This window comes from Streptomyces sp. ADI96-02, from assembly GCF_003846185.1.
GTDB lineage: Bacteria > Actinomycetota > Actinomycetes > Streptomycetales > Streptomycetaceae > Streptomyces.
In genome coordinates this window covers 3,898,268-3,910,170 of the sequence record NZ_ML123034.1, presented here as the reverse complement: position 1 = coordinate 3,910,170, position 11,903 = coordinate 3,898,268, and the positions used below count along the sequence as shown (strand labels likewise).

Genomic DNA, 11,903 nt, shown 5'->3' with positions numbered 1-11,903 from the left:
GATCAGACCGCCCTCATCAGCAGGGTCGCGGCGATGACGACCGCCGTACCGCCGAACATCGAGACCGCGTAGGAGCGGGCGTAGCCGTTCTGCAGCCTGCGCAGCCGGCCGGAGAGCCCGCCGACCGACGCGGCGGTGCCGTTGACGACGCCGTCGACCAGGGAGTGGTCGACGTACACGAGCGAACGGGTCAGGTGCTCGCCGCCGCGGACCAGGACCACGTGGTTGAAGTCGTCCTGGTAGAGATCGCGGCGGGCGGCCCGGGTGAGCAGCGAGCCGCGCGGGGCGGCGACCGGGACCGGCTTGCGTCCGTACATCCCCCAGGCGATGCCGACGCCGATGACGAGCGCGACGACGGTGGCCGCGGTGACGGTGGTCGCGCTGAGCGGAGAGTGCCCGTGGTCGGCCCCGGTGACGGGCTCCAGCCAGTGCGTGAACCGGTCGCCGATGGAGAAGAAGCCGCCGGCGAAGACCGAGCCGAAGGCCAGCACGACCATCGGGATCGTCATCGACTTCGGGGACTCGTGCGGGTGCGGCTCGCGGCCCTCGGCGTCGGGCTGCCAGCGCTTCTCGCCGAAGAACGTCATCAGCATCATCCGCGTCATGTAGAAGGCGGTGATGGCGGCGCCCAGCAGGGCGACCGAACCGAGGATCCAGCCCTCGGTGCCGCCCTTCGCGAAGGCCGCCTCGATGATCTTGTCCTTGGAGAAGAAGCCGGACAGTCCGGGGAAGCCGATGATCGCCAGGTAGCCGAGGCCGAAGGTGACGAAGGTGACCGGCATGTACCTGCGCAGGCCGCCGTAGCGGCGCATGTCGACCTCGTCGTTCATGCCGTGCATGACGGAACCGGCCCCGAGGAACAGCCCGGCCTTGAAGAAGCCGTGCGTCACCAGGTGCATGATCGCGAAGACGTAGCCGATGGGGCCGAGGCCGGCGGCCAGGATCATGTAGCCGATCTGCGACATCGTCGAACCGGCCAGCGCCTTCTTGATGTCGTCCTTGGCGCAACCGACGATCGCCCCGAAGATCAGCGTGACCGCGCCGACGATGACGACGACGAGCTGGGCGTCGGGTGCGGCGTTGAAGATCGCGCCGGAGCGGACGATGAGGTAGACGCCGGCGGTGACCATGGTCGCGGCGTGGATGAGGGCGGAGACCGGGGTCGGGCCCTCCATCGCGTCACCGAGCCAGGACTGGAGCGGCACCTGGGCCGACTTGCCGCATGCGGCCAGCAGCAGCATCAGGCCGATGGCCGTCAGCTTGCCCTCGCCCGTCTCGCCGGTCGACGCCAGCACCGGCCCGAACGCGAAGGTGCCGAAGGTGGTGAACATGAGCATGATCGCGATCGACAGGCCCATGTCGCCGACCCGGTTGACCAGGAACGCCTTCTTCGCGGCGGTGGCCGCGCTGGGCTTGTGCTGCCAGAAGCCGATGAGCAGGTAGGAGGCGAGCCCGACGCCCTCCCATCCGAGGTACAGCAGGAGGTAGTTGTCGGCGAGGACCAGGATGAGCATCGCCGCGAGGAAGAGGTTGAGGTAGCCGAAGAAGCGGCGCCTGCGCTCGTCGTGCTCCATGTAGCCGATGGAGTAGATGTGGATCAGCGTGCCCACACCGGTGATGAGCAGGACGAACGTCATCGACAACTGGTCGAGCTGGAAGGCGATGTCGGCCTGGAAGCCCTCCACCGGAATCCAGCTGAACAGGTGCTGGTTCAGCGCCCGGTCATCCGCGCTCTTCCCCAGCATGTCGGCGAAGAGGACGACGCCGATGACGAACGAGGCGGCGGCGAGCAGCGTGCCGAGCCAGTGGCCCGCGCCGTCCAGCCGCCGGCCGCCGCACAGCAGCACCGCCGCTCCGAGCAGGGGCGCCGCGATGAGCAGCGCGATCAGGTTCTCCACGATTCCGGTCCCCTTACAGCTTCATCAGGCTGGCGTCGTCGACCGAGGCCGAGTGGCGGGAGCGGAACAGCGACACGATGATCGCGAGTCCGACGACGACTTCCGCGGCGGCGACGACCATCGTGAAGAACGCGACGATCTGCCCGTCGAGGTTGCCGTGCATCCGGGAGAACGTGACGAGCGCCAGGTTGCACGCGTTGAGCATCAGCTCGACGCACATGAACACCACGATCGCGTTCCGCCTGATCAGCACCCCGGAGGCGCCGATCGTGAACAGCAGGGCCGCGAGGTAGAGATAGTTGACCGGGTTCACTGGGCGGCCTCCGAGTTCTCCGCTGCGGGGGTGGACCCACGGGACACGACGTCCGCCTCACCGCGTCCCAGCCGCTCCCCGGAGCGCTGCTCCAGGGCCTTGAGGTCGGCCAGGGACTCCTGCGACACGTCGCGGATCTGGCCGCGCTCGCGGAGCGTCTGCATGACGGTCAGCTCGGACGGGGTGCCGTCCGGGAGCAGTCCGGCGATGTCGACCGCGTTGTGCCGGGCGTAGACGCCGGGGGCGGGCAGCGGCGGGACGTGGCTGCCGCGGACCCGCTGCTCGGACATCTCCCGCTGGGTGCGGGCGCGTTCGGTGCGCTCGCGGTGGGTGAGCACCATCGCGCCGACCGTCGCGGTGATCAGCAGCGCGCCGGTGATCTCGAAGGCGAAGACGTACCGGGTGAAGATGAGGTTGGCCAGGCCCTCGACGTTGCCGCCGTGCAGGGCGTTGGCCGCGCCCAGCCCCTCGAACTCGCTGATGGCCGCGTTGCCGATGCCGGCGATCAGCAGGATGCCGAAGCCGAGGCCGCAGCCGACGGCCAGCCAGCGCTGTCCCTTGAGCGTCTCCTTGAGGGAGTCCGCCGCGGTCACGCCGACGAGCATGACCACGAAGAGGAACAGCATCATGATCGCGCCGGTGTAGACGACGACCTGGACGATTCCGAGGAAGTACGCGCCGTTGGCGAGGTAGAAGACGGCCAGGACGATCATGGTCCCGGCCAGCGAGAGGGCGCTGTGCACGGCCCTCTTCATCAGGACGGTGGACAGGGCGCCGATCACGGCGACGGTGCCCAGGATCCAGAACTGGACCGCCTCGCCCGTCGACGTGGCGGTGGCCGCGGCCAGCGCGCTCATGCGCCCACCCCCTTGTCCCGCGGGGCACGGGTGCTCCCGGCGGGCTCGTCGGACTTCTCGTGCTCGCCCTTGGACACCGCCGTCTGACGCACCGCGCCGGGCGCGGCCTCGGTCACCAGGCCCCGGTAGTAGTCCTGTTCGTCCATGCCGGGGAAGATCGCGTGCGGGCTGTCGACCATGCCCTCCTCCAGCCCCGCGAGCAGCTCGTCCTTGGTGTAGATGAGGCTCTCGCGGGTGGTGTTGGCGAGCTCGAAGTCGTTCGTCATGGTCAGCGCCCGGGTCGGGCACGCCTCGATGCACAGTCCGCACAGGATGCAGCGCGCGTAGTTGATCTGGTAGACGCGGCCGTAGCGCTCGCCCGGGGAGTAGCGCTCCTCCTCGGTGTTGTCCGCGCCCTCCACGTAGATGGCGTCCGCCGGGCACGCCCAGGCGCACAGCTCGCAGCCGATGCACTTCTCCAGGCCGTCCGGGTGGCGGTTGAGCTGGTGGCGGCCGTGGAAGCGGGGCGCCGTCACCTTCGGCGTCTCCGGGTACTGCTCGGTCAGCCGCTTCTTGAACATGGCCTTGAAGGTCACGCCGAACCCGGCCACCGGGTTCTGGAACGCGTCCCCCGAGGGCTCGGCGGATCCCGATGAGCCCGTGAGCTCTGGTTTCTCAGACACCGCCGGCCTCCTTTCCATCACTCGCGCTTACGTCACTCTGAGTATCCGGCCCACCACTGACAACGAGCTCCCGCTCGCGCCGCGGCCTGCGCCGGGGCACCGGCGGCAGGCTCTGTCCGGGCAGCGGAGGCACCGGGAACCCGCCCGCCATCGGGTCGAAGGCGGGCTCCGGTCCGGCCGCCTCCTCCTCGGCCCGGGACCTGCGGTCGCGGAACATGTCGGCGATGAAGGAGATCAGCAGGATCGCGATCACGGCCCCGGCGACGTACAGCACGATCCGGGAGAAGTCGTAGCCCTCGTTGCGCAGCGCGCGGACGGTGGCGACCAGCATCAGCCAGACCACGGAGACCGGGATGAGGACCTTCCAGCCGAGCTTCATGAGCTGGTCGTAGCGGACGCGGGGCAGCGTGCCGCGCAGCCAGATGAAGAAGAACAGCAGCAGCTGGACCTTGAGGACGAACCAGAGCATCGGCCACCAGCCGTGGTTCGCGCCCTCCCAGAAGGTGCTGACCGGGAACGGGGCCCGCCAGCCGCCGAGGAAGAGGGTCACGGAGACCGCGGAGACGGTGACCATGTTGACGTACTCGGCGAGCATGAACATCGCGAACTTGATCGAGGAGTACTCGGTGTTGAACCCGCCGACGAGGTCGCCCTCGGACTCCGGCATGTCGAACGGGGCCCGGTTGGTCTCGCCGACCATCGTGACGACGTAGATGATGAAGGAGACCGGCAGCAGGATGACGAACCAGCGGTCCGCCTGCGCCTCCACGATCGCCGAGGTCGACATCGACCCGGAGTAGAGGAAGACCGAGGCGAACGCCGCGCCCATGGCGATCTCGTAGCTGATCATCTGCGCGCAGCTGCGCAGTCCGCCGAGCAGCGGGTACGTCGATCCGGAGGACCAGCCCGCCAGCACGATGCCGTAGATGCCGACCGAGGCGACCGCGAGGATGTAGAGCATCGCGATCGGCAGGTCGGTCAGCTGCATCGCCGTACGGTGGCCGAAGATCGACACCTCGTTGCCGGACGGGCCGAACGGGATGACGGCGATCGCCATGAACGCGGGGATGGCCGCGACGACCGGGGCCAGGACGTAGACGACCTTGTCCGCCCGCTTGACGATCAGGTCTTCCTTCAGCATCAGCTTGATGCCGTCGGCGAGCGACTGGAGCATGCCCCAGGGGCCGTGCCGGTTGGGCCCGATGCGCAACTGCATCCAGGCGACGACCTTGCGCTCCCAGACGATGGAGAACAGCACGGTCACCATCAGGAACGCGAAGCAGAAGACCGCCTTGACGACGACCAGCCACCAGGGGTCGGTGCCGAACATCGAGAGATCCTCGGCGGCGAGGACGGCACGCTCGGGTGCCGTCGTGAGTGCGGCGAGGGCCATCACGCTCCTACCTCCGACGGTTCGACGGGCGCGCCCGGTGCGGCGGCGGGGCCGATCCGCACCAGGCCACCGGGGTTGACGCCGGTGTCGGCGGGGATGCCGCGGCCGACCGAGTTCAGCGGCACCCAGACCACCCGGTCCGGCATGTCGGTGACCACCAGCGGGAGTTCGACGGCCCCGGCCGGGCCGGTGACGGCGAGCAGGTCGCCGTCCTTGACGCCGGACTCGGCGGCGGTGGCCGCCGAGAGCCGGGCGACCGCCGCGTGCCGGGTGCCGGCGAGCGCGGTGTCGCCCTCCTGGAGCCGGCCCAGGTCGAGCAGCATCCGGTGGCCCGCGAGGACGGCCTCGCCGTCGCCGGGGCGGGGCAGCGGGCGGGCCGTCTCGCGCGGCGCGGCCGGGTGCTCGCCCGGCCATCCGCCGAGCCGGTCCAGCTCGCGGCGGGCGGCGGTCAGGTCCGGCAGCGCGAAGTGCACGTCCATCGCGTCGGCGAGCATGTGCAGCACCCGGGCGTCGGTCGGCGCGAGCGTCCGCGGCATCTGCTCGGGCTTCAGCGCCGCCCGGAACATCCGGGCCCGTCCCTCCCAGTTGAGGAAGGTCCCGGACTTCTCCGCGACGGCGGCGACCGGGAAGACCACGTCCGCCCGGTCGGTGACCTCGCTCGGCCTCAGCTCCAGCGAGACCAGGAAGCCGACCTCGTCCAGGGCCCGCAGGGCTCCGGCCGGGTCGGGCAGGTCCTCGGCGCCGACGCCGGCGACGAGCAGCGCGCCCAGTTCGCCGGAGGCCGCCGCCTCAAGGATCCGGCCGGTGTCGCGGCCGGGGCCGGCCGGGAGCGCGGCGATCCGCCAGACCTCCGCCACCTCGTCGCGGGCCCGCGGGTCCGCGACGGGCCGGCCGCCGGGCAGCAGCGACGGGAGCGCGCCCGCCTCCACCGCGCCGCGGTCGCCCGCCCGGCGCGGGATCCACACCAGGCGCGCGCCGGTCGCCGCGGCGGTGCGCACGGCGGCGCTGAGCGCACCGGGCACGCCGGCCAGCCGCTCGCCGACGATGATCAGGGAGCCTGACCCCCGCAACGCCTCGGCCGCCACGGCCCCTTCGCCGTCCAGGCCGACGCCGCCGGCGAGCGCGTCCAGCCACTCGGTCTCGGTGCCCGGGGCGGCCGGCAGCAGCGTGCCGCCCGCCTTCACCAGGCCGCGTGTCGCGTGCGAGGCGAGCGCGAAGGTCCTCTGGCCGCTCTTGCGCCGGGCCTTGCGCAGCCGCAGGAAGACGCCGGGCGCCTCCTCCTCGGACTCGAACCCGGCGAGCAGGACGGCCGGGGCCTTCTCCAGCGCGGTGTACGTGACGCCTTCGCCGTCCAGGTCCCGGCCGCGTCCGGCGACGCGGGCGGCCAGGAAGCCGGCCTCCTCGGCGCTGTGCACCCGCGAGCGGAAGTCGACGTCGTTGGTGTCCAGGGCGACCCGGGCGAACTTGCCGTACGCGTAGGAGTCCTCGACGGTCAGCCGGCCGCCGGTCAGGACGCCGGCCCGGCCGCGGGCGGCGAGGAGGCCGGCCGCGGCCGTCTCCAGCGCCTGGGGCCAGCTCGCCGGCTCCAGTACGCCTTCGGCGTTGCGGACCAGCGGTGTGGTGAGCCGGTCGCGCTGCTGGGCGTAGCGGAAGCCGAACCGCCCCTTGTCGCAGATCCACTCCTCGTTGATCTCGGGCTCGTTCGCGGCGAGGCGGCGCATGACCTTGCCGCGCCGGTGGTCGGTCCGCATCCCGCAGCCGCCCGCGCAGTGCTCGCACACCGAGGGGGTGGAGACCAGGTCGAAGGGGCGGGAGCGGAACCGGTACGCGGCCGAGGTCAGCGCGCCGACCGGGCAGATCTGGATCGTGTTGCCGGAGAAGTACGACTGGAAGGGGTCGCCCTCGCCGGTGCCGACCTGCTGGAGCGCGCCTCGCTCGATCAGCTCGATCATCGGGTCGCCCGCCACCTGGTTGGAGAACCGGGTGCAGCGCGCGCAGAGCACGCACCGCTCGCGGTCCAGCAGCACCTGGGTGGAGATCGGGACGGGCTTCTCGAAGGTGCGCTTCTTCCCGTCGAAGCGGGAGTCGGCGCCGCCGTGCGACATGGCCTGGTTCTGGAGCGGACACTCGCCGCCCTTGTCGCAGACGGGGCAGTCGAGCGGATGGTTGATCAGCAGCAGCTCCATCACGCCCTTCTGCGCCTTCTCGGCGACGGGCGAGGTGATCTGCGACTTGACGACCATGCCGTCGGTGCAGGTGATGGTGCAGGAGGCCATCGGCTTGCGCTGGCCCTCGACCTCGACGATGCACTGCCGGCACGCGCCGGCCGGGTCGAGGAGCGGGTGGTCGCAGAAGCGCGGGATCTCGATGCCGAGCTGTTCGGCGGCGCGGATGACCAGGGTGCCCTTGGGGACGCTGATCTCGATGCCGTCGATGGTCAGCGTGACGAGGTCCTCGGGCGGGATGGCCGCCTCGCCGCCCCCGGAGGGCGCACTCGTGGTGACTGTCATGCGTTCACCCCCCGGTGGTTCTTCTTGTCGTCGGCCCAGGCGGTGGACCTGGCGGGATCGAAGGGGCAGCCCTTGCCCGTGATGTGCTGCTCGTACTCCTCGCGGAAGTACTTGAGCGAGGAGAAGATCGGCGAGGCGGCGCCGTCGCCGAGGGCGCAGAAGGACTTGCCGTTGATGTTGTCGGCGATGTCGTTCAGCTTGTCGAGGTCGGCGATCTCGCCCTTGCCGGCCTCGATGTCGCGGAGCAACTGGACGAGCCAGTACGTCCCTTCGCGGCACGGTGTGCACTTGCCGCAGGACTCGTGGGCGTAGAACTCGGTCCAGCGGGTGACGGCCCGCACGACGCAGGTCGTCTCGTCGAAGCACTGGAGCGCCTTGGTGCCGAGCATGGAGCCGGCGGCGCCGACGCCCTCGTAGTCCAGGGGGACGTCGAGGTGTTCGTCGGTGAACATCGGGGTGGAGGAGCCGCCCGGCGTCCAGAACTTCAGCCGGTGTCCGGCCCGCATCCCGCCGCTCATGTCGAGGAGCTGGCGCAGCGTGATGCCGAGCGGGGCCTCGTACTGGCCGGGGCTGGTGACGTGGCCGCTGAGCGAGTAGAGCGTGAAGCCCGGGGACTTCTCGCTGCCCATCGACCTGAACCAGTCCTTGCCGCGGTTGAGGATCGCGGGAACCGAGGCGATGGACTCGACGTTGTTCACCACGGTGGGGCAGGCGTACAGACCGGCGACCGCGGGGAAGGGGGGCCGCAGCCGGGGCTGGCCGCGGCGCCCTTCGAGGGAGTCGAGCAGCGCGGTCTCCTCGCCGCAGATGTACGCGCCGGCCCCGGCGTGCACGGTGAGCTCCAGGTCGAGTCCCGAGCCGAGGACGTCCTTGCCGAGGTAGCCCGCCTCGTAGGCCTCGCGGACCGCCTCGTGCACCCTGCGCAGGACGGGGACGACCTCGCCGCGCAGGTAGATGAAGGCGTGCGAGGAGCGGATCGCGTAGCAGGCGATCACGATGCCCTCGATGAGGCTGTGCGGGTTGGCGAACAGCAGCGGGATGTCCTTGCAGGTGCCCGGTTCCGATTCGTCGGCGTTGACGACGAGGTAGTGCGGCTTGCCGTCGCCCTGCGGGATGAACTGCCACTTCATGCCGGTGGGGAAGCCCGCGCCGCCGCGTCCGCGCAGACCGGAGTCCTTGACGTACGCGATGAGGTCGTCGGGCGACATGGCGAGCGCCTTGCGCAGCCCTTCGTAGCCCTCGTGGCGGCGGTAGGTGTCCAGGGTCCAGGATTCGGGCTGGTCCCAGAAGGAGGAAAGGACGGGCGCGAGCAGTTTCTCGGGGCTCGTCCCGTTCCGGTCGATCTCGGCGGCCAACGTCTTCACTCCCCCTCCTCGGCTGCCGGTCCGGCCGGGTGCTCCGGGTCGGATGCCGAGGTCTGCTGCGGTGCGTCGTGCGAGCTGAGGCGCTCGGTCGGCGATGGGTCGTGGACCTGGTTCTGGGCCCGGTCCTCGGGTGCGGCGTCCTGCGGTCCCGCGCCGCGCGGTGAGACGACCCGCGCCTGCGGGGCCTCGCCCTTGGCGAACTTGAGCCCGATCAGGGAGGCGGGGCCCGCGCCGCCGGTGGCCTCGACGGCGCCGGGGCGCTCGTCGGGGAAGCCGGCCAGGATGCGGGCGGTCTCCTTGTAGGAGCAGAGCGGTGCGCCGCGGGTGGGCTCGACGGTGCGTCCGGCGATCAGGTCGTCGACGAGCCGGACGGCGCTCTCGGGCGTCTGGTTGTCGAAGAACTCCCAGTTCACCATGACGACGGGAGCGAAGTCGCAGGCCGCGTTGCACTCGATGTGCTCCAGCGTGACCTTGCCGTCCTCGGTGGTCTCGTCGTTGCCGACGCCCAGGTGCTCCTTGAGCGTGTCGAAGATGGCGTCGCCGCCCATGACCGCGCACAGGGTGTTGGTGCAGACGCCGACCTGGTAGTCGCCGCCGGGCCGGCGGCGGTACATGGAGTAGAAGGTGGCGACGGCGGTGACCTCGGCGGTGGTGAGGTCGAGCAGTTCGGCGCAGAAGGCCATGCCCGTACGGGAGACGTGTCCCTCCTCGGACTGCACGAGGTGCAGCAGGGGCAGCAGCGCGGAGCGGCTGCCGGGGTAGCGGGCGATCACCTCCCGCGCGTCCGCTTCGAGCCGGGCGCGCACGTCGTCCGGGTAGGGCGGGGCGGGGAGCTGCGGCATCCCCAGGCTGACTTCTTGAGGTGCGGTCACCGGTCGACGCCTCCCATCACGGGGTCGATGGACGCGACGGCGACGATGACGTCGGCGACCTGGCCGCCCTCGCACATCGCCGCCATGGCCTGGAGGTTGGTGAAGGACGGGTCGCGGAAGTGGACCCGGTAGGGGCGGGTGCCGCCGTCCGAGACGACGTGCACGCCGAGTTCGCCCTTGGGCGACTCGACGGCGGTGTACGCCTGTCCGGCCGGGACCCGGAAGCCCTCGGTCACCAGCTTGAAGTGGTGGATCAGGGCCTCCATGGAGGTGCCCATGATCTTGCGGATGTGGTCGAGCGAGTTGCCGAGCCCGTCGGCGCCGAGAGCGAGCTGCGCGGGCCAGGCGATCTTCTTGTCGGCGACCATGACCGGCCCCGGCTCCAGCCGGTCGATGCACTGCTCGACGATCCTGAGGGACTGGCGCATCTCCTCCAGCCGGATCAGGAAGCGGCCGTAGGAGTCGCACGTGTCGGCGGTCGGGACGTCGAAGTCGTACGTCTCGTAACCGCAGTACGGGTCGGTCTTGCGCAGGTCGTGCGGGAGTCCGGCGGACCGGAGCACCGGGCCGGTGGCGCCGAGGGCCATGCAGCCGGTGAGGTCGAGGTAGCCGACGTTCTGCATGCGGGCCTTGAAGATGGGGTTGCCGGTGGCGAGCTTGTCGTACTCCGGCAGGTTCTTCTTCATGGTCCTGATGAACTCGCGCAGCTGGTCGACCGCGCCCGGCGGGAGGTCCTGGGCGAGGCCGCCGGGGCGGACGAACGCGTGGTTCATGCGCAGGCCGGTGATCAGCTCGAAGAGGTCGAGGACGAGTTCACGGTCGCGGAAGCCGTAGATCATGATCGTGGTCGCGCCGAGCTCCATGCCGCCGGTCGCGATGCAGACCAGGTGCGAGGAGAGCCGGTTGAGCTCCATGAGCAGGACGCGCAGGACGGTGGCCCGGTCGGGGATCTGGTCCTCGATGCCGAGGAGCTTCTCGACGCCGAGGCAGTACGCCGTCTCGTTGAAGAACGGCGTCAGGTAGTCCATCCGCGTGACGAACGTGGTGCCCTGGGTCCAGTTGCGGAATTCGAGGTTCTTCTCGATGCCGGTGTGGAGGTAGCCGATGCCGCAGCGGGCCTCGGTGACGGTCTCGCCGTCGATCTCCAGGATCAGCCTGAGCACGCCGTGGGTGGACGGGTGCTGGGGGCCCATGTTGACGATGATGCGTTCGTCGTCGGACTTGACGGCGGATTCGACGACCTCGTCCCAGTCGCCGCCGGTGACCGTGTAGACGGTCCCCTCGGTCGTGGCGCGGGGTGTCGCGTGGGGAGTGGTCATCAGGAGTACGACCTCCGCTGGTCCGGAGCCGGGATCTGGGCGCCCTTGTACTCGACGGCAATGCCGCCGAGCGGGTAGTCCTTGCGCTGCGGGAAGCCCTGCCAGTCGTCCGGCATCATGATCCGGGTCAGGGCCGGGTGCCCGTCGAAGACGATGCCGAAGAAGTCGTACGTCTCGCGCTCGTGCCAGTCGTTGGTCGGGTAGACCGCGACGAGGGACGGGATGTGCGGATCGCTGTCCGGGGCGGACACCTCCAGCCGGACGAGCCGGCCGTGGGTCAACGAGCGCAGGTGGTAGACGGCGTGCAGTTCGCGGCCCTTGTCGCCGAGGAAGTGGACGCCGCTCACCCCGGTGCAGAGTTCGAAGCGCAGGGCGGGGTCGTCGCGCAGGGTGCGGGCGACCTGGACCAGGTGCTCGCGGGCGATGTGGAAGGTGATCTCTCCCCGGTCGACGACGGTGCGCTCGATGGCGTGCTCGGGTACCAGGTCCTGTTCCTCCAGGGCCCCTTCGAGCTCGTCGGCCATCTCGTCGAACCAGCCGCCGTACGGGCGGGAGGAGGCGCCCGGCAGGGTGACCGTGCGCACGAGACCGCCGTAGCCGGAGGTGTCGCCTCCGTTGTCCGACCCGAACATGCCCCTGCGGACGCCGATGACCTCGCCGCCGGTGTCGCGCGGGGCGGGAGCGGCGTCGCCGTCGCGCTCCTCGCCGTCTGTCT

General features: G+C 70.5%; 10 protein-coding genes. All 10 read right to left on the bottom strand.

Annotation, left to right across the window (positions count from 1 at the left end; all coding sequences use genetic code 11):
- Positions 1–2: 2 nt before the first annotated feature.
- Positions 3–1,898: an NADH-quinone oxidoreductase subunit L gene (gene nuoL, locus EES43_RS17215; protein ID WP_124269536.1), complete on the bottom strand. Its 1,896-nt coding sequence runs from the start codon at positions 1,896–1,898 to the stop codon at positions 3–5.
- A 13-nt stretch (positions 1,899–1,911) separates the two neighbouring features.
- Positions 1,912–2,211, bottom strand: coding sequence for an NADH-quinone oxidoreductase subunit NuoK (gene nuoK, locus EES43_RS17210; protein ID WP_124269535.1), 300 nt, complete (start codon positions 2,209–2,211; stop codon positions 1,912–1,914).
- Positions 2,208–3,068: an NADH-quinone oxidoreductase subunit J gene (locus EES43_RS17205; protein ID WP_124269534.1), complete on the bottom strand. Its 861-nt coding sequence runs from the start codon at positions 3,066–3,068 to the stop codon at positions 2,208–2,210. Before EES43_RS17205 ends, nuoK begins: the two co-directional genes overlap by 4 nt.
- Positions 3,065–3,748 (bottom strand): NADH-quinone oxidoreductase subunit NuoI, encoded by a 684-nt coding sequence (nuoI, locus tag EES43_RS17200; protein WP_124269533.1) that lies wholly within the window; start codon positions 3,746–3,748, stop codon positions 3,065–3,067. The genes EES43_RS17205 and nuoI overlap by 4 nt, the downstream gene beginning before the upstream one ends.
- Complete coding sequence (nuoH, locus tag EES43_RS17195; protein WP_124269532.1) at positions 3,723–5,123, bottom strand: NADH-quinone oxidoreductase subunit NuoH; 1,401 nt, start codon at positions 5,121–5,123, stop codon at positions 3,723–3,725. The genes nuoI and nuoH overlap by 26 nt, the downstream gene beginning before the upstream one ends.
- The gene (locus EES43_RS17190; protein ID WP_124269531.1) at positions 5,123–7,633 is read right to left on the bottom strand and encodes an NADH-quinone oxidoreductase subunit G; all 2,511 of its coding nucleotides are present in this window, start codon (positions 7,631–7,633) and stop codon (positions 5,123–5,125) included. Before EES43_RS17190 ends, nuoH begins: the two co-directional genes overlap by 1 nt.
- Positions 7,630–8,997, bottom strand: coding sequence for an NADH-quinone oxidoreductase subunit NuoF (gene nuoF, locus EES43_RS17185; RefSeq protein ID WP_124269530.1), 1,368 nt, complete (start codon positions 8,995–8,997; stop codon positions 7,630–7,632). Before nuoF ends, EES43_RS17190 begins: the two co-directional genes overlap by 4 nt.
- The gene (gene nuoE, locus EES43_RS17180; RefSeq protein ID WP_124269529.1) at positions 8,994–9,839 is read right to left on the bottom strand and encodes an NADH-quinone oxidoreductase subunit NuoE; all 846 of its coding nucleotides are present in this window, start codon (positions 9,837–9,839) and stop codon (positions 8,994–8,996) included. The genes nuoF and nuoE overlap by 4 nt, the downstream gene beginning before the upstream one ends.
- 26 nt (positions 9,840–9,865) lie before the next feature.
- On the bottom strand, positions 9,866–11,188 hold the full coding sequence (locus EES43_RS17175) for an NADH-quinone oxidoreductase subunit D (RefSeq protein ID WP_124269528.1): 1,323 nt from the start codon (positions 11,186–11,188) through the stop codon (positions 9,866–9,868).
- The coding region (locus EES43_RS17170) for an NADH-quinone oxidoreductase subunit C (protein WP_164493189.1) at positions 11,188–11,903 on the bottom strand (716 nt) is incomplete at its 5' end. The genes EES43_RS17170 and EES43_RS17175, both read right to left, overlap by 1 nt.